This is a genomic window from Burkholderia sp. BCC1996 (genome assembly GCF_905339955.1).
In the GTDB taxonomy this organism is placed as follows: domain Bacteria; phylum Pseudomonadota; class Gammaproteobacteria; order Burkholderiales; family Burkholderiaceae; genus Burkholderia.
In genome coordinates this window covers 341,421-360,093 of sequence record NZ_CAJPHM010000007.1, presented here as the reverse complement: position 1 = coordinate 360,093, position 18,673 = coordinate 341,421, and the positions used below count along the sequence as shown (strand labels likewise).

13 protein-coding genes and 1 pseudogene are annotated in these 18,673 nt (G+C 63.5%); 6 read left to right on the top strand and 8 right to left on the bottom strand.

What is annotated here, in order from left to right:
• Positions 1–20: 20 nt before the first annotated feature.
• Both U4Z64_RS13405 and U4Z64_RS13400 read right to left on the bottom strand, forming a co-directional pair.
• Complete coding sequence (locus U4Z64_RS13405) at positions 21–4,106, bottom strand: CheR family methyltransferase (RefSeq protein ID WP_321820206.1); 4,086 nt, start codon at positions 4,104–4,106, stop codon at positions 21–23.
• Between the two features lie 90 nt (positions 4,107–4,196).
• A complete protein-coding gene (locus tag U4Z64_RS13400; RefSeq protein ID WP_321820205.1) occupies positions 4,197–4,442 on the bottom strand; it encodes a hypothetical protein in 246 nt (81 codons plus the stop codon).
• A gap of 364 nt (positions 4,443–4,806) precedes the next feature.
• On the opposite strand from U4Z64_RS13400, the gene U4Z64_RS13395 reads away from it, so the two are divergent.
• The 4 genes from U4Z64_RS13395 (at position 4,807) to U4Z64_RS13375 (ending at position 7,551) form a co-directional block, all read left to right on the top strand.
• On the top strand, positions 4,807–5,196 hold the full coding sequence (locus U4Z64_RS13395) for a hypothetical protein (protein ID WP_321820204.1): 390 nt from the start codon (positions 4,807–4,809) through the stop codon (positions 5,194–5,196).
• 98 nt (positions 5,197–5,294) lie between these two features.
• Complete coding sequence (locus U4Z64_RS13390) at positions 5,295–5,492, top strand: hypothetical protein (RefSeq protein ID WP_044848675.1); 198 nt, start codon at positions 5,295–5,297, stop codon at positions 5,490–5,492.
• Between the two features lie 130 nt (positions 5,493–5,622).
• Positions 5,623–6,177, top strand: coding sequence for a phasin family protein (locus tag U4Z64_RS13385; RefSeq protein ID WP_321820203.1), 555 nt, complete (start codon positions 5,623–5,625; stop codon positions 6,175–6,177).
• A 960-nt stretch (positions 6,178–7,137) separates the two neighbouring features.
• Positions 7,138–7,551, top strand: a complete 414-nt coding sequence (locus U4Z64_RS13375) for a PRC-barrel domain-containing protein (protein ID WP_321820202.1) — start codon at positions 7,138–7,140, stop codon at positions 7,549–7,551.
• 49 nt (positions 7,552–7,600) lie between these two features.
• On the opposite strand, the pseudogene U4Z64_RS13370 reads toward U4Z64_RS13375, so the two are convergent.
• From U4Z64_RS13370 to U4Z64_RS13350, 5 genes and pseudogenes are all read right to left on the bottom strand, one after another.
• A pseudogene (locus U4Z64_RS13370) lies at positions 7,601–7,771 on the bottom strand (BON domain-containing protein); the annotation flags it as partial.
• Between the two features lie 164 nt (positions 7,772–7,935).
• Positions 7,936–8,940: a chemotaxis protein CheB gene (locus tag U4Z64_RS13365; RefSeq protein ID WP_321820201.1), complete on the bottom strand. Its 1,005-nt coding sequence runs from the start codon at positions 8,938–8,940 to the stop codon at positions 7,936–7,938.
• 204 nt (positions 8,941–9,144) lie between these two features.
• A complete protein-coding gene (locus U4Z64_RS13360; RefSeq protein ID WP_321820200.1) occupies positions 9,145–13,287 on the bottom strand; it encodes a CheR family methyltransferase in 4,143 nt (1,380 codons plus the stop codon).
• 669 nt (positions 13,288–13,956) lie between these two features.
• Complete coding sequence (locus tag U4Z64_RS13355) at positions 13,957–14,970, bottom strand: hypothetical protein (protein ID WP_321820233.1); 1,014 nt, start codon at positions 14,968–14,970, stop codon at positions 13,957–13,959.
• Positions 14,971–15,354: 384 nt separating this feature from the next.
• The gene (locus U4Z64_RS13350; protein ID WP_321820232.1) at positions 15,355–16,950 is read right to left on the bottom strand and encodes a GMC oxidoreductase; all 1,596 of its coding nucleotides are present in this window, start codon (positions 16,948–16,950) and stop codon (positions 15,355–15,357) included.
• 370 nt (positions 16,951–17,320) lie between these two features.
• On the opposite strand from U4Z64_RS13350, the gene U4Z64_RS13345 reads away from it, so the two are divergent.
• A complete protein-coding gene (locus U4Z64_RS13345) occupies positions 17,321–17,581 on the top strand; it encodes a hypothetical protein (RefSeq protein ID WP_044848681.1) in 261 nt (86 codons plus the stop codon).
• Positions 17,582–18,075: 494 nt separating this feature from the next.
• Here U4Z64_RS13345 and U4Z64_RS13340 read toward each other — a convergent pair whose 3' ends face one another.
• Positions 18,076–18,249 carry a hypothetical protein gene (locus U4Z64_RS13340; RefSeq protein ID WP_321820199.1) on the bottom strand — a complete coding sequence of 58 codons (174 nt, stop codon included), beginning with the start codon at positions 18,247–18,249 and terminating at the stop codon, positions 18,076–18,078.
• A gap of 118 nt (positions 18,250–18,367) precedes the next feature.
• Between U4Z64_RS13340 and U4Z64_RS13335 the strand changes: the two genes are divergently transcribed.
• Positions 18,368–18,628, top strand: coding sequence for a hypothetical protein (locus tag U4Z64_RS13335; protein WP_044848682.1), 261 nt, complete (start codon positions 18,368–18,370; stop codon positions 18,626–18,628).
• Positions 18,629–18,673 lie beyond the last annotated feature (45 nt).

Genomic DNA, 18,673 nt, shown 5'->3' with positions numbered 1-18,673 from the left:
ACGGTGTCCTGGAGCGGGCATCAACGACGCGAACGCGCAAGAACGGACAGCAAGTCGTCCAGCGCCACCGGTTTCAGCAGATGCGCATCGAAGCCGGCATTCGTGGCCTCCTTCACGTCGGCCTCCTGGCCAAAGCCGCTGAGCGCGATACAGGTCACCGATCTGAGCGCCGGCGCTTCGCGCAGCTTCGCGATGAACGCCAACCCACCCATGCCCGGCATGCCGATATCGGACAGGACGAGGTCCGGTATCTGGCCGTCGAGCAGGGACAACGCCTCTTCTCCGCTGGTCGCCGTCTGGACGATCGCGCCATCGCTTTCCAGCAGGACCTTGAAGGTTTCGACGGTTGTAGCGTCGTCATCGACCATCAGGATATGCAGACCGTGCAACGATTCCGCCATGGGTCCGCTGGCAGGACTGGTAACTGCGACAGCGCGATGAGTCGGGAGCGTGATAGTGAAGGTCGCGCCGCGGCCGACACCTTCCGATTCCGCCCGTACCGCGCCGCCATGCAGGCTCACGAGATCCCTGACCAGCGCAAGGCCGATGCCGAGGCCGGCACGGCGTGCGTTCGAGTCCCGGCTTTGCTGGAACATGTCGAAGATGTGCGGCAACAGCGACGGCTCGATGCCGCTGCCGGTATCTGCCACACGCAGCAAGGCCTCGGCATGTTCGTTGACCTGCAGCGAGACATCCACCGAACCGCGCTGCGTGAATTTCAGCGCATTGCTGATCAGGTTCCAGACCGTCTGTTCGATCCGCGTGATGTCGGCGTGGATGATGACGGGCGAGCCCGTCATGGTGACGTTGAGCGCGAGGCTGCGCTGGTTCGCTTCGGCCTGAACGGCGTCGGTGACACGACGGACGACCTCGCGCAGGTCGACGGGCGTCCGCACGACCGACAGCTTGCCGGTCCGTACGCGCGAGATATCGAGTAAATCGTCGATGATCTGGGCTTGACCCATCACGGTGCGCCGGATCGTGTCGGTTGCACGCAAGAGGTTCAGGTTCTGCCGCGTTTCCGGCGCGCGCGCAATCAGTTCCGCGCTCGCCGAAATCAGATTGAGCGGATGCTTGAGTTCGTGGGATACCACGGCGAGGAATTCGTCGCGCCGCCGCTGGGTATCCCGCTCGCTGGCTTCTCGGACGAGTTCGGGCTTTGCGGCGCGGGCGGCCGTCGCGGACTCGGCGAATTCCCCGAGGTCACGAGCGATTTTCGCAAATCCGCTCACACCCGGTTCATCCAGACGCGCCAGCACGCCGCTCGCAAAGAAGTGCGTGCCGTCCTTGCGCTGATGCCAACGCTCCTCCTCGGTGCGCCCATTCAGTCGAGCCTCCGCGAATTCGCGCCGGGCAACGTTATTGACACGGTCCTCCTCGGTCGAAAGGATATCGGCGGACTGCCCGATCATTTCCGCTTCCGTGTACCCGAAGATCCGCTTCGCACCGGCATTCCAGCTCGTGATGAGGCCGTCGTCGTCGAACGTGATGATCGCGTAGTCCTTGGTGCCCTCGGCCACGATACGCATGCGCCGTTCGCCTTCGCGCAGCCGGTCTTCCGCGTGACGACGGTCCGTGATGTCGACGAACGACAGCACCGCGCCGTCGATGCGATCTTCCGTCGTCCGGTAGGGAACGAAGCGCGCGAGATACCAGCGCCCATCGTTGCTCTTCAGCTCCCGCTCGATCAGGCGCAGCGAATCGAACGCCTCCGCTGCATCGTCGGCGAGCTTCGGGTATTCGAGCCGATGCGTGATATCCAGCAACGATCGTCCGATATCGGAAGGAATGATGCTGAAGACATCGGTCGCACGCGGCGTGTAACGCTTGATGCAGATATTGCGATCGACGAAGATCGTGCCGATGTCGTTCGCGGCAATCAGGTTGTGCAAGTCGTCGTTGATCTTGCCAGTTTCCTCCACCTTCGATTTCAGCTCGGCATTGACGGTGGTCAACTCCTCGTTGATCGACTGAAGCTCTTCCTTGCTGGTTTCGAGCTCCTCTGTCGCCGAACGCAGTTCTTCGTTGATGGCCTGAAGTTCCTCGTTGGAGGCCTTCAGCTCTTCCGTCGACGTTTCCGACTGCTCGATGGTCGACTGAAGCTGCTCTTTCGTGCGCTGTAACTCGCGCTCGAGCTGGTTGATGATCGGATCTTTTTGCGCGTCGGCCGTCGACGTTTCCGATCCGCTCATGCTGTCTTCGACTTCATCGAACAACACCAGCACGAAATCCGCATTGGCCTCGGGATCGTGCACGGGACGCGCCGTCATGTTGACGAAATACGAACGTGCCTCGCGCTCTATCCTCACACGTCGCGCTTCCACACTGCGATTCGTGTGCAAGGCCTGGTAGATCGCGGTGCGCAGTTCGAGCCGCAGCTCGGGGCGCACCACCGCGATGATGTTGTGAGACGGTTCGCCCCCCGAGTACTGCAGGAAGCGCCCTGCGCGGTCGGACAAGTGAACGATTTCGGAATCGCGGCTGACGAGCACGCTGGGCGGTGCATGTTGCTCGACAAGACGCTGATGCAAGTCGCCAAAGGAGAGGCGGCGGCGTCCCGGCGGCTGCACCGTCGAAACGATCGGCCGTGCGCTCAGGGTGCTGGAAATCGACGCCGGCACGAGCGTATCGCCGCGCACCGCCACGTTCGCACGGTAGATGCGGTTGCGCTTGTCGATGACGGTGAACATCGAACTGACGCTGTCGGCCGATTCGGAGCTGCCGAGAAACAGCACGCCGCCCGGACGCAGCGCGAAATGAAACATCTTCAGAATTTCAATCTGGGCTTCCCGATCCAGATAAATCAGCAAGTTACGGCAGCAAATCAGATCGAGCCGCGAGAACGGTGGATCGCTCAACACGTTGTGATGCGCAAACAGCATGTGCTCGCGCAGTTCCTTCTTGACCCGATAGTGCGCGGCGTCTCTTGTAAAGAACTGGCGTACGCGGCCCGGCGTCACGTCGGCGAGAATCGAATCGGGATAGAGGCCGGCACGCGCGAAGGAGATTGCCCGCTCGTCGATATCGGTCGCGAAGACCTGGAACGAATTGCCCTCGGGCGACTTCAGCGATCGGTCCTGCAGCAGCATCGCCAGCGAATAGGCTTCTTCGCCGGTGGCGCATCCGACCGACCATACGCGGACGCGGTCCTGCTCGTCTCGCCTATCGAAGATACCGGGCAGGACATCCCGCTCCAGCACGTCGAACGCCTCCTTGTCGCGGAAGAAGTTCGTGACGCTGATCAGCATGTCCTGCAGCAGCGCCTGGGTTTCCTCCGGGTGCAGGTGGAGGTGGTCGCGGTACGCCTGCAGATCGGTGATGCCGTTGACCTGCATGCGGCGCTCGATCCGTCGCAGAACGGTCGCCCGCTTGTAATGACGAAAATCGTGCGCGGTGCGCGTGCGCAGGATGATCATGATCTCGCGCAGCGCCCGTTCTGCCGCCTCGTTGCCCAGATCGTAGAGGTGTTCCTCGTTTTCGACCACCGGCAGATGTATTTCCTTTGCAGTCAGCCACAGGTCCATTAGCCGCTGCGGCATCTCCGCCGCAGTGGTCACGAAGTCGACCATGCCGGTCGCAATCGCGCTGCACGGCATGCTGTCGTATTCCGCTTCCGCCGGGTCCTGGGCAAGCGTGATGCCGCCCATCTCCTTGACTCTCGACAGCCCGACGGACCCGTCCGAGCCGGCGCCGGACAGCACGATGCCGATTGCGCGTTCGCGGTGGGCTTCCGCCAGTGTCCGGAAAAACAGATCGATCGCGGCCTTGCGCCCCCCTTCCTCAGGCTGATTGGGGGCGACGCGCAAATAGTCGTCGACCATCGTCAGCGCGAGCGAGGGTGCGATCAGATAGACGTGATCCGGCTGAATGGGCGTGGCGCTCGTTACCTGGAGCACGGGCATGCTGGTTGCCTTCTGCAGCAGCGAAGCCATGTTGCTTTCGTGATCAGGCGCCAAATGCACGACCACGACAAACGCCATCGACGTGCGCGCCGGCAGCGCTTCGAAAAATTCAAGGAGCGCACTCAACCCGCCCGCCGATGCGCCGATACCGACGATCGGATGATTTGCCTGGCTCGGGAGAGTGTGGCCGCGTCTTTTCGACATCGCTGCTGATCCTTCGGAAGAATAGGTATTCGCGGCCAGGGTCAGGCAGGCTCCTGGCCCGCTTGCACCAAGATGCGCAGTAAACTTCCATTATCCTTCGAGAAGCAGCGACTGCAAGATTTTTGCCGCATGCCGCCATGCCGCGCGCGCCGGGCCGCCGCCCGCCTCTTCCCCCGCCGCGACGCAGGGTCGCCGCACCGCCCCGCCGAGTATTTTTTCCCGCGGTACGCCCGACACATCGATCGTCATACATCTCGCATAACCGAAACAGCTGCGCAGACAGTTGCCGAAACTGAAATCTCCGATGCGCGGGATATTGCAACGAAAATCGGTCATGAATGTGCCTGATGGAAACGTATCCATTGGATTCGGGCTTCGCACATCCACGTCGTTGGCGACAACAGGGAGCACGCGCAGTTTTCGCGCCGCACGCTCAGTGCGCGATCTCGCCGACCATTGGGTCGCGACAAGGTGCCGGCCCCGCCGCGTCTCTCCTTGTTCGCTATCGACAACCGAAGGCGTCGCATTCTCACGCTCGAACGTATCGACGAGCGAGAAATCGCTCTTGCCTGCAGTCGGCGCAGCTGTCCGTAATGCTCAACATACGGACATGTTTACGTCGTGTACTCGCGATCGTCCCTGGCCTATGCTACGTACGGTCCCATCCCGGCTCGGACGAGCTCCTTACAGGGAAATCGCGATGGTTGTTCAAAGGCTTTCGATTCGTGCTGACTTCGGCAAGCTGAAGGTCATCGCGGTCTGGCAATGCCTCGCAAAAAACGGCATGAAAGTGTGTCGTTGGAGAGTTGAAGTCGATCGGACGACCCGCATGGAATCGATGACGGTCGACGTTATCGGCGCCCATCCGATGCGCATCGCCGACCTCGCCGCCATGCTCGGCGACCCGCATCTCGAAATGAGAGTCGCGCCGTTTCATTTGACGGTGATCTCGAATCCCGGAGCCGAGCCTGCATCGGGGACGGGCGGCGCACGTGACGCGGTCGGTCCATTCGCACGCGTACGCTCAGGTCCGCGGCTGACGCTGGCCGGAGATGTCACGGATCACGTCACGTGCTCCAGGCGAAAATGATCGCGCCAAAGCGCGAGACGTAGTCCCGGTTTGCGGTCGTCACGACCGACACTCAGTGGATCGGTAAAAACGCCTATTTCAAATTCCAGGAGACAAAAATGCTGAGCCCTCACGAATTGGCGGCGCTCATGCTGATCAAGTCGTCGCCAGACCAGATCGACATGGAACGCGAGGAACTCGATACGCTGCTCGAGCAGCAACTCGTCATACTCGAGCGGCTCGCTTCCGGCGTGCGGCGTCCCTCGGTGACGGATGACGGCGAATTGCTGCTTCGTGCAGTGATGCGGGCACATTGACCAGCCTTCGCTGACCGACCGGGTCATGGCGGCCAGGCGCGACAGGCGAAAAGCCGTGACGTGGCCAACGTCCGCGCGCCGAGCAGGTGAACATCCACGGTAGTTCATTCAATTCAGGAGATTGTCGATCATGCAAACCCATGAATTGGTTTCCGGCGCGCAGCGCGCCAATCTCGACACTTTTTTCGATCTGGCCGGCACGATGGTCGATGGCGTCGGGAAACTGGCTGAACTCCACGCGCGCTTCACGCGGTCGACGCTGAAGAGCGCGTTGGAGATCGGACAGAACGCGATCGTCAATCCGCAAGACTGGTTGGCGATCCAGAGTGCGACCGTCGCGCCGATGGCCGAGAACGTTCAGTCCTACAGCAGCGAGTTCTGGGGAATCGTGTCGTCCGCCCAGACGTCGATGCTCAAGGCCGCGCAGGAGGGAAGCGACACGTATGTTCGTCGTGTCCAGACCTTCGTGGAAAACGCGACGAAACACGCGCCGAGCGGCTCCGAGGCGGCTGTCGCTGCCTTGAACTCCGCGATCGATGCCGCCAACGAGTTTTATCTGACGCTAGGGAAAACCGGGCAGCAGGCGGTCGAAGTCGCGCAAAGCACCGTCGATGTGGCGGCGGCCGCGGTGTCGAAGAGCGCCAGGCGCGCGATCGAGCAGGAGCAGCGCGCGGCGATACGATAATTTGGCCGGCAGTGCCGCAGCCTGTCACCGCACATCACTCGACCAAGCGGGCATTTTCCATCGCGGACCACGCCCGGATCGACTGTGCATTTGCGGGCATCTGCGGATGCTTCACGCGCGCTCGTCGGCGTCGGATTCGATCGAGCGTGCCTGTTTGACTTGTCGATTGTTCCGGTTGAAAAACCACGATTGTCCAGCTGTTTTTCCCGCGCGGCGAGTGCGAAATCGTCCTGCGGATGGCTCGCCGACTGCAACGCCCGACGCACGGCTTCGGTATCGTCGAAGCCGGCATTCCCGAGCCACCGCACCTCCCTCTTGCCCTCGAACATCAGCCTGTCGGGCCGCGAAACCGGCGGCTCGTGCTTCCAAACCTGAAAACGGTCCCTCGCCGTATCGAATCCACCGCCGCGAACGTTGACTTCGTAGTGGACCGGATGTGTCGGTTTCGGCCAAGTCGTAGCGCCCTCCTGCATTGTCGACGCCGCCGTTGCGGGCGTTGCACGGCCGTTGCCATGTCGCGGCCCGCAGGCTCGCTCCCCCGCCCGGCCGCGGCGCTGGCGTCGTGATGTGACGGGAGGGGCTGCCGCAAGCGGCATAGCCACGCCGCCGCGGGAACGTCCGTTGCGCTGGCGAACGCGTGCCCCGAAGGAGCATCCGACACGACCAAACCCCACCACGCCGGCGACGACGCGTTGACCCTGGGCCGGCGCGCCGTACATTCGACGCCGCCGCAGGCGTATCACGGCGGCACGCATGCGTATCGTTCGGAGCAGCATGTCGACGATGCGCGACGCGTCCCGCCGATTTGGAAACTCACCCGCGCGAAACGCTGCCCGACAGAGTCGACATTCGCGCCAGCCAGTAGGATCACCATGAACACCACCGACCACCACCGACCACCACGGAACCCGCATCATTCGCAAGGAACGTGAAACTGCGCGCGGCCCTGGCCCCGACTTCATGGCCGCCAGTACGCTCGAAGGCGACAAAGTGCTCACCGCGGACGGCGACCACGCCGGCAGGATCAAGGCGATCATGCTCGATGTCGGCTCCGGTCGAGTCGCCTATGCGGTGCTGTCGAGCGGCGGCCTGCTCGGGATTGGCGACAAGCTGCTCGCAATTCCATGGAACGAGCTCACGCTTGACGCTGCACACAAGTGCTTCGTGTTGTCGGTGTCAATCGAACAGGTTCGCAGCGCGCCGGGATTCGACAAGGACCACTGGCCGGCTCTGGCCGATCCGCAATGGGCCGGACCGATCCGCGACTACTACAGCAGCGTGCCTCACTGGAGCGTCGATGACGAGTTCGGGTCCGATATGCCTGAAGATCAGCTGGCGCCAAATGTTCCTGGGCACGACGGACGCCAGCGCTGACACGCGGCGGTTGCATCGTCGCAGGAGAGCAGCATGGAAACGTGCGCCGTCATCTGGGCCGGATCGTGAGCTGGTCGTGGGCGTGCTGCACGCCATCGACATGCTTCACCGTATTGACGGCGAGCGTGCGCTGCTGCAGGTCCGGCACACTGCCCGTCAGCACGACGTCGCCGTGGCGCGTCTTCACGTGGATATCGCCTGACGACACGTTGTCCTTGCCCACGCGTTGCCATCCAGACAACGACCGTTTGATCTAAAACCGATGTCTATTGGGGCAGTTCGCAAGACCGCATGCGGTCGAGATCGCTCTCATCGGAAAACTGAACGGAAATCAAGGCCACCCTGAAACATACGTCGTCTGCCGCGTTTCCGATCAGCGTCCGCTTACTGCGTTTCGCTCCGGTGCATCGTCGCCCCCACGGCATTGCGCAGGACCTCCGCGAGTTGCTCGTTCTCATCGATGCGGGCCTGCTCGATTGCAACGTCCTCGGCATTGCCGCTCTGTCGGGCCCATTTCTGGCGCTCGAGCGCAAAGATCATGCGCTCGTGAACCGCCCGGATCGCCGCCCATATCGTGTCTTCCGCTTTCTGCGCCTGCGCGTCCTCCAGCGAAAGCACGGAGAACGCGTGCCCGGTATGGCACCGATAGCGCAACGGGCGATCGTCGCTCATGCGCCACAACACGCCGTGGCAACTGGGGCATGTGAGCGCGGAGCGTTCGCCAATCGCATCAAGTAGCTGTGGCGTCACGAGGCCGCGCTCCGCAAGCCGGGCCTCTTCGTCCAGATCGCGCAACTCTGCCATCTTGTCCTTCTCCTCCACACGTGCACCGTAGACCGCTGCATGGATGGTCTGCGGCAGTTCATCGGCCCGGGCGATCGCATCGGCGCCCGCCGCGGCAAGCGCGCTGCGCGGCATGGAAGGCGCGTCGCACTCATCGGGGTCCTGAACGATCCCGTAGCCGTCGCGGGCCCGGATTGCGGCCAGTCCGGCTGCGCCGTCGTCCAGATCGCCGCTGAGCACCACGCCGACCACCCCGGCACCGTATTCACGTGCCGCCGATCGAAACAGCGGATCGGCGGCCGGACGGGTGTAGTTTTCGGCAGCGGTATCGAGCAACAAGAAGATCCCGCCGCGTAGGATCATGTGCCGATCCGGCGGCGCGATGTAAATCCTTCCCTGCTGGGGGCGTTCCCCATGCATCGCCTGGCTTGCCAGCAAGGGACCCCATCGCGTCAGCAGCTCCGGCAGGATCGTCCGATGCCGGCCAATGTGCTGCACGATGCAAATCGGCACCGGGAGATCCGCGGCAACGCCCGCCACCAGCGTCCGGAGTACCGCGAGGCCACCGCGGGACGAGGCGATGACAACAATGTCTCGGTGGTTCATGGCACCTCCTATGCGGATGGTGCAGCAAGATTAGTGCCCGATACGGGATGCTGCCGAATGAACCACGTACGAGCAGGCGGTACGAAGCGCCGACCGACGCTCGAATAGACGACCTCGACGCGGGGACGAATGCATGCAGATGGACGACAGCGGACCGTCGTCCGCTGCCCTCCCGTCACACGCGCATTGAACAGGCGCGCGACTTCACTGAAGGTCGGTCAATGCGGCAAGCAGCATCCCGAAATCCAGCGGTTTGGCGAGATGCGCATCGAATCCGGCGTCTGCGGCAGCGTCGACGTCGTCCTGGCGGTTACGGCCGGTCAACGCGACGACCTTCAGGTTCGCCCACCGGGGGGCGGCCTTGATCCTGCGAAGCAACTCGTAGCCGTCCATGTCCGGTAGCCCGATGTCGGACACGATCGCGTCGATCGGTGTCGTCGGCAGGATCTCGAGCGCCGAGGCGGCGGTTTCGGCGGTGCTGACCACCGCGCCCGCCAACTCCAGCAGCGCAGTGAGCGACAGCGCCGTCTCCTGGTCATCCTCGACGAGCAGCACGCGCAGGCCGGCGATGCTCCGCTCCGACACGTCACCGCCGGTGGCGGACACCGCGCGCTCGTCCGCCGCGGCCGGCAGCCATACCGTCATCCGCGTGCCTTGCCCCGGACCATCGGAAGCCGCCGAAATCCGGCCGCCGTGCATCTCGACGAGTTGCCGCACGAGCGCCAGACCGATGCCGAGGCCACCGCGAGCCCTGTCGCGCGGCGCCTGCCGAAACATGTCGAATACATGCGGAAGCATCTCGCGATCGATGCCCTGGCCGTTGTCGACGACGTCGACACGCAGCATCCGCCCTTCGTGCGTCAACTGCACCCCGATCTGCCCATGCGGCGGCGTGAACTTCAGCGCATTGGACATCAGGTTCCAGAATATCTGCTCGCATCTCACCGGATCGGCGAGCGCGATGGCCGGACCGGCCGGCAACTCCGTTTTCAGAACCAGCCCGCGCGCGTGCGCGTCGGCCTCGCAGGTATCCGCGATCGTGCGCAAGATGGCCGTCAGGTCGACCCGCGATACGTCGAGTGCCAGCTTTCCGGTCTGGATGCGCGACAGGTCGAGCAGGTCGTCGATGATCTGGGCCTGCGCGCGTACGGCCTGGCGGATCGAATCGGCCGCCTCGCGCACGGCGGGAATGTCGCGCGTCTCGGGAAGGCGCGGCAGCATCTCCGACTTGACGCCGATCAGGTTGAGCGGATGTCGCAGCTCGTGCGACAGCACCGCGATGAACTCGTCCTTCAGCTGGTTCGAGCTCAGGGCCTGCTCGCGTGCGGCCTGTTCCCGCGCGAGCGCTTCCCGGTTCGCATCCTCGCTCTGCTTGCGCGACGTCAGATCGCGGATGATCTTCGCGAACCCGCTGAACGAGGTGTCCGAAATCGGTGTGACGACGCCGCTGCAGAAGATGCGGCGTCCGTCCTTGGTACGGTGCCAGCGCTCGTCGTCCGCGCGCCCTTCCCGGGTCGCGATGTCGCGCTCGCGCGCCGGCACGAGCGCCTGCCGGTCGTTCGGTTCGTAGATCAGCTCCACGTCCTGACCGATCATCTCGTCTTCCGTATAGCCGAAGATGCGTTCGGCGCCGGCATTCCAGCTGACGATCGATCCGTTGTTGTCCTGGATGATGATCGCGTAGTCCTTGGTCGACTGCGCGACCAGCCGCAGGCGTTGCTCGCCCGCGCGTGCCGCTTCTTCCGCGTGATGCCGGTCGGTGATGTCGATGAGCGTAATGACGGCGCCGTCGATGTGATCGTCCGCGGTGCGATAAGGCAACAGCCGCATCAGGTACCACCGTCCCGTCTCGCTCTCGATTTCGCGTTCGATCAGGCGCAGCGACTGGAACGACTGGCGGACGTCGTCCGCGAGCGTCGGATATCGCAGCGCGTGCGTAATATGGAACAGCGACCGGCCGAGGTCCGTATCGATCAGGTTGAAGATCGCCGTCGCGTTCGGCGTGAAGCGCTTGACGCGGATCTCCTTGTCGACGAAGACGGTGGCGATTTCGCTCGACGCGATGATGTTGTGCAGGTCGTCGTTCGCCTTTGCGGTGTCCTCGATGCGCGCCTGCATTTCGGCGTTCGCCGTGGTCAGCTCTTCGTTGACCGACTGCAGTTCTTCCTTGCTGCTTTCGAGCTCCTCGCTCGTCGAGCGCAGTTCCTCGTTGATCGCCTGCAGCTCCTCGTTCGACGCCTTCAGCTCCTCGACCGACGTTTCATACTGCTCGATGATCGTCGCCAGTTGCTCGCGGCTGTGCTGCAACTCCTGTTCGAGCTGCGCGAGCACCGGATCCTGTCCGCTCGCTTCCGCCTGATCCTCCTCGGTCATGCGGCCGGCCACCTCGTCGAACACGATCAGCAGGAATTCCGAATTGGCGACCTTGTCGTGAAATGGCCTGACCGTCATGTTGATCCACGACACGCGGGCCTCGTGCGTCCACTTGACGCGCCGCGCCTCGACGCTCGTGCCCGTTTGCAACGCGCGGAAAATGGCCGTGCGCAAGTCGAGCCGCAGGTCCGGCAGCACCAGCGTCATGATGTTGCTGGACAGCTCCCCGCCGACATGCCGCAGGAATCGCCCGGCGTTGTCCGACAGGTGAACCACGTTGGATTCCTTGTCGATGATGACGCTCGGCGGTGAATACGTTTCCAGCGCACGCTGATGAAGCTCCGAATAGGAGAAGTTGCGCTGGGCCGGGCTGGCCGGAACCCGCATCGGCGGTTGAGGCGCGGAGCGCTCGTCCCCGCCGGATTCGACCTGGAAAAGCGGCGGGAAACCGGTGACCGGTTTCGCGCGATGCGTGACGACGCGCGCCTGGTAGATCCGCCGCTTCTTGTCGACGACCGTAAACAGATCGTCGGCTGCGTCGGCCGATTCCGCGGTGCCGAGGAACAGATAGCCGTTCGGACGCAACGCGAAATGAAACAACTCGAGGATCTGCCGCTGCACCGCGCGCTCCAGGTAGATCAGCACGTTGCGGCACGAGATCAGGTCGAGGTGCGAGAACGGCGGATCGCGCAGCAGGCTGTGGGCGGCGAACAGGATGCGCTCGCGCACGGCCTTGGCAATCACGTAGTGCGCGCCCTCGCGCGTGAAGTAGCGCTGCAGCAGCGGCGCAGGCACGTCCGTCGCGATCGACAGCGGGTAGGAGCCCGTGCGTGCGCGGACGATCGCGGCTTCGTCGATATCGGTAGCAAATACCTGGATCGCCTGGCTCGACATCGACGCCTCGCGTGCCCGCGCGAGCAGCAGCGAGATCGAATACGCCTCTTCCCCCGTCGCGCATCCGGCCACCCAGACCCGGACCTGCTCCTCGGCGGATTCCGGCGCGAACAACTGGGAGATCACCTCGCGTTCGAGGAAGTCGAAGGCCTCGCGATCGCGGAAAAACTGGGTCACGCCGATCAGCATGTCGGCCAGCAGCGCGTTGGCCTCGTCCGGGGCGGTCCGCAGAAAGTCGCGGTACGCGAGCATGTCGCGCTGGCCGTTTACCTGCATGCGCCGCTCGATACGTCGCAGCACCGTCGCCCGCTTGTACAGCCTGAAATCGTGGCCGGTGCGTACCCGCAGGTGCATCAGGATGTCCGACAGCGCCCGTTCGGGATCATTGGCGCCGGGCCGATCGCCGATTTGCTGCATCTGCGTGAGCTCGAGGGTCTGTTGCTCGATGCGCCGCGCATTCGCCCAGAGGTCCAGCAATTTTTGCGGCATCTCGGCCGCCGGCAGCACGATATCGACGCGCGCCGTCGAGATCGCATGCTGCGGCATCTCCGCGTACTCCGCATCGTCCGGCGTCTGGGCGAGCGTGATGCCGCCCGCCTCCTTGATACGGCTCAAGCCCGCCGCGCCGTCCGAGCCGGTACCGGACAGCACGATGCCGATCGCGCGCGAGTCGTGAGCGTCCGCCAGCGTCCGGAAAAAGTGGTCGATCGAGAGCGCGGCACCTTCGGCGGAGCTCAGCGGGCTACAGCGAAGGCAACCGTCGGACATCTCCAGCTGCATGCCGGGCGCGATCACGTAGATATGGTTTTTTTCGATCGCTACCGTGGTCGTCACCTGATGCACCGGCATACCCGTCGTGTGCTGCAGGACGTTGTCCATATGGCTGACTTGTTCTCGTGCCAAATGGACGATGACCACGAACGCCATGTCCATGCCCGTCGGCGCGCTCTCGAAGAAGGTCTGCAAGGCCGTCGTGCCGCCAGCGGATGCCCCGATGCCCACAACCGGAAACGGCAGATCGCTCTTCACCGTGGTGGACGAGTGTGGCTGCTCCTGATGGGTCGGCTCTTGCCGTGACATTGATTTTCTCCTGATGCTGTAGCTGGACGTCGCCTGTCGGGCGCCAACCGCTGGGGCGTCACATGGATCGGGGCGCAGTTCCGCAACGGGCCGGGCCTGTTCGTGGCCATGCACTCTATCAGGTTGGCAGCCGGCTATCGGAAGCGCGCTCGAAGGCGACCGCACGGGCTCGCGATATCGACCGGTGAAGCCGGTTTCGTCCAAGCGCCTGATGGATATTCGGCAGCCTATTCGTGCTCGCGAGACCTTGCACGGGCGCTCGTGCGTATTGTACGCGGCGATCGAGCGATGAGCCGGCATCCTGACCCCGAATTCATTCGCCGGTCGTCCCGTTGCGCCGCGATACTCGAATTTCCGGAGTCTTATCTCCCTGAAGGCAAACGCGGCGACAGGGACAGCCGATCGACTTGGGATCGGTGGACGGTGTGAAAGTCATGCGCATTGGTGAGTCCTGATCGCAACGCAGCGCCGCCTGCGTTCGCGATATGGGTGACGGCCGCACCGGCCCGCGCATGGGCATGCGTCTCGATTCGCATCGCGGGAACGTCGAGGCGCCACCCGTGCTCGAGCGCGCTGCCCGTGCCTCCGTACGATTCGCTGACCGCCGGGTCCTGTGCCTCGTCGAGCAAGGCTTTCTGAACAGAATGCGCCTGCGCTTGAAAACAAGTGCTAGAAATTGCGTGCCACGCCGACCATGAACATGTCCTGATCCTTGTCGTTGCCGGTTGCGACGCGATTGAAGCGCAAGCTCGCCGCCCAATCGGGCGTGACCTGATACGTCACCTGTGCGCTGAGCAACGCGTTGAGCCTCGTTGTGCTCGAGGCCTCGTCCCGATCACGCGACAGGTACGGACCTACGCCTGCCGAAAGCGTCCATTTGCTCCTGATCGGCGCGACGTACCAGATTTGCGCTGCCACGCCTCTGCGGCCGGCGACGCCGTTGTTGCCCTCGTAGATGAAGCTCGCCGAATAGGCCCACGCATTGCCGAGCGGCCGCTTGACTTCGACCATGTAGCCCTTTTCGATCGGCACTTGCGGACGGTTCGTCTGCGACGTTCCGGCCCACACGCCGACCTGCGTCTTGCCGTCCGAAAACGCCGGCCCCGGATCGCCGCCAAAATCCGAGCCGATGCCGAAGAGCACCGCGTCGGAGTTGAATCCGCCGATCATCTGCACGTGGTTGTACTGCACCTTGAGGAAGAAGCGGTCGGGAACGACGTAATACCGCACCGCTGCAGACGCACGCACGCCCCATCGCTTGTCGTTGCGCGGCTGGTTGTCGACGTGTGTCGTGTCCATGCTGAAATACGGCCCGGCCGACAATTCGAGCGCGAAGCGATTGCCGAGCGGCCAACGAAACGAACCCAGCGCGGCGAAGCCATCGCGGTGGTGATTCAGCGGATGGCCCTCGTTCAGATACGCGAGATAGACGGAGAAGTAGTCGTTCAGGACGTCGCCGAAGCCGACTTCGTACGCACGCCAATGCATGTCGCCGCCCTCGGTCGCGCGTCCGTCGCCATACACCGCATAGACGTCGATCTTTCTTTCCGCTGGCTTGAAGCCGGCCGGCGAGCTCTCAGGATTGTCCTCGGCGTGCGCGTGGCCCGCGCCTGCCAGAATGACCAGACCGGCGATCGAGCTGGCGACGACGAAGCGCGCATAGTTGCGGCGGCACTGTCCCATTTGGACTCTCCCTGACCTTGGTAACCTCGACCTCGTTCGACACAACGCCATTTGTCGCATCGCCCTTGATGCCGGGCGCTTGAGCATACGTTTTCCTGCCTGCAGACGATCAAACGCAATCTCCGCCTCGCAGTAGCCACCGTGCAGCGCAGATTTACCCGGTTGCTCGTGATGAAGCAATATCGCTCCGTCTTGCAACGAACAATAGGTGTTTGCCTCCTGCAATACCTGCCGATTCGCAAAGGCAGGACCGCCGAACGGTACGCGCGTGGAAATCATATCGATATTCGGTCCGATCCCGATGCGTTCGGCGCGCGTTTCCACGCGATCCATTGTGACGATCAGGATGCCCCGTCAACCGTCGCCGATCCGGAACACCTTCGCTTAACGCCGGCCAAGCAACACGGCGACGTTGCGCTCGGCCAATGCGGCGATCGTGCGCGACGGATTCAGCCCGAGCGCGCGCGGGATCGTCGCACCGTCCATCACGTAGAGCCCGTCGTAACCGAATACTTTTCCGTCCGCGTTTACCACGCCATCCGCGTGCGTGAGCCCCATGTTGCAACCACCGAGCGGATGCGGGGTGATCAGCCTGTGGAAGTCGCTCCACGTCGGAGGGACGAAGGGTTCGCCGCCCGTGGCGGCCGACAGGCGCCGGTGCGTGTCGACCATCGCATCGACCACCGCCTGCGATCGCGCGTACGACCAGTCGAGCCGCAACACGCGACGCCACGGCGCAAACCAGCAGCGACCGAGACGCATGCGCCCGTCTCCTGGATCGATCGCCTGGCCGAACCAGGGCATCATGTTCTCGACCGGGTCGTCGCAATCGAAATGGCGCGCGAAGGCGCGCCAGAACGTGCGCATCGCCGTGCCGTGCGAGCGCTGCAGGTGGCGGCGCACGAAATCATGCGCAAGGTTGGGCACGCCGCCATCCTCGACGAACAAAGGCTGACCACCGTCGGCAGCCCCGTCGAGCAGGTCGATCGCGGCGGAAATGGTGACGCCGTGCGACGGCGAGATCTTCCGGCTGCCGTAGAAGGCCGGCGTCACGAAGTCGCCGTTGAAGGCCCAGCCCCAGCCGAGCCGCGGCGATAGATTCGGCAGCGTGCGATGCGCGTCGCGACAGCGCAGCAGCAGCTCGGTGCTGCCGATCGATCCGGCGCTGACGATCACCCTGGTCGCGGTGACGTATCCGGGCATGAAACTGCCCGCGGCCGGATCGATGACGTTGAAATGCACGCGCCATCCCTGGCCGAGCGGCTCGAGCTTGTGCACGACGTGCAGCGGCAGGATCGTTGCGCCATGGCGCTCGGCCACGGCCAGATAGTTGAGATCGAGCGTGTTCTTCGCCGACACCTGGCATCCGATGTCGCAATTGCCGCAGTGTACGCACGTGCCTTGCGATACCCCGTGCACGTTGACGTGCCTGACGGAATGCCGGTCGTCGCGCGCGTCGGGCAAGGACGGATCGTAAGTCGACGAAAACGACACGGCGAGCGGCAACTTGCGATACCGATCGCCCCAGCCGCAGGCGTCGGCCGCATCGCGCAACAAGCGGGTGCGTTCGCTGATCTGGTTGTCGGGCACCTCCTGGACCGACAGCATCCAGCCCACGCGCTGGTAATAAGGCTCGAGCGCCTCGTACGTGATCTCCGGCGGCCAGCCATGCTCGAAGGCGTCGGGTTTGGCCTCGACCGAGACGTTGGCGTAGATCAGCGACCCGCCGCCGACGCCCGCGGCAGTCACCACCGACATGTCGGAAAAAACACGCAGGTCGGCCCAGCCGTGGAAGCGTTGCGGGTTCTGCTGGTTCCAGAGCCACGGGTCGGCCTCGTCGCGCGGATACGTTTTCGGCGTCCAGCGCCGGCCACGCTCCAGCACCAGCACCCTCCATCCCGCTTCCGCGAGGCGGCAGGCCGCCACCGCGCCCCCGAAGCCACTGCCGACCACGACGACATCGTATTCAAGCGCGCTCATGACGACGATCTCCTGACGCAGGTGCGCCACGGTTCCGATACGAACGACCCGAAGCATCCGCGGATTTCCGGCGGCATCGCGAGGCCGGACGGAGCGAAGCCGATGCGGGCAGCCACGCCGCCTTCGTGTTGGATGACGCGAAACAGTTGCCCGGCAAATTGTTTGGCAACACCCGACATCGTCTTTCCGCGAGCTTGCCCGGCGCACGCGGCGAATTATCGGAAGCTGGATGAAATGTCCTTTGTTTTCATTGGGTTAAGCGCCAATCGCGCAGGCGTGATGCGGGCTGGCACGCCCCATGCATTTGTAGCTGCGAGCGCAACGAAAACGTGCTCTCTTCCAAAACCGCAGCAAACTTAGGAGATTTATCATGTCCGCACTGATGATCAGCGACCTGTCCCGCGCCCACGAACTCAGCCGCAAGGAAATGGCTTCCGTCCGCGGCGGTAGCGTGTTCCAGAACTACGGAATCAACAACATCGCAACCGGCGGCGGCTTCTCGTTCGCGAGCCCCAATACCATCACGGCCCCGGTCACCCAGGTCGATGCATCGACCCACCTGGATCTCACCAGCGTGACCAACTCGATCAACAACCTCGGCGGCCTGGTCGTCGGCAAGCTGGGCCTTTAAGCTGCGCCGGATGTCCGCTCAGCGGCAACCGTGTCCGACAGCGTCGACCGAAACGCTCCAGCCCGCCGCGGGGTTGTCCTCGCGGCGTTCAAAGCCCGCCAGGCCGTGTTCCCTGGCGGGCTTCCTGCATGATAAAAACGAAGCCGGCATGAACGGGCAGACGGGCCGACGCACCGTCAACAGCACCGCCCGCGCCCATCAGCGGCCGGGCTGATCCCGCCGCGCCTTTGACTTCCCTTCCCTGCACGCGGATCCGCTTCGCCTCGTCGAGGCGATGGCGCCGCGGCGCCAGTCATGGTGCCGCGTGGTCGCATCGATGCCCCGTTGGCCGTCGGCGCGGCAGTCCCGATGCGTTGTGCCATTCCGGATGGTACGCGATAAATTCAGTGATCCGAAGTACCTCGTGACGATCGTTGCGCCAATGCCGGTTGCCGCCGACCGTCGGCGCAGTATCGCGTCGAGGGCTTTCCTGCGCAGGCGCTCACACGCTGCGGCTACCGATCGATGCCTTCGACGCGAATCGCCAGCGTCACGTCCCGTTCCTGTTGGCCGGGATAGAACAGCAGACGCGGAAACCGTCTGGAAGAACCCGACACCGCCGTGCTCCGATCTTGCCCGGCGAACCCGGTGAAATGGCGTCGAGCGGATTGAATTTCGTTTGTTTTCATGAGGTTGGATGTGTTTCCCGCGCGTATGAGCAGAGCCTGGCACGCGCCGTGCATTGATAGCTGCGAGCGCAACGAAACGTGCTCTTTCCAAACCGCAGCACACTCAAGGAGATTGACCATGTCCGCACTGATGATCAACGATCTGTCCCACGCCCACGAACTCAGCCGCAAGGAAATGGCTTCCGTCAGCGGGGGTAGCGTGTTCCAGAACGCAGGTATCAACAACATCGTGACCGGCGGCGGATTCTCGTTCGCCAGCGCCAATACCATCACGGCGCCGGTGACGCAGGTCGATGCATCGACCCACCAGGATCTCACCAGCGTGACCAACTCGATCAACAACCTCGGCGGCCAGGTCATCGCGAAGCTGGGCTTGTAAGTTTCGCGATGCTTGCAGTCGCAGTAGTGTTTCGATCGAGTCGTA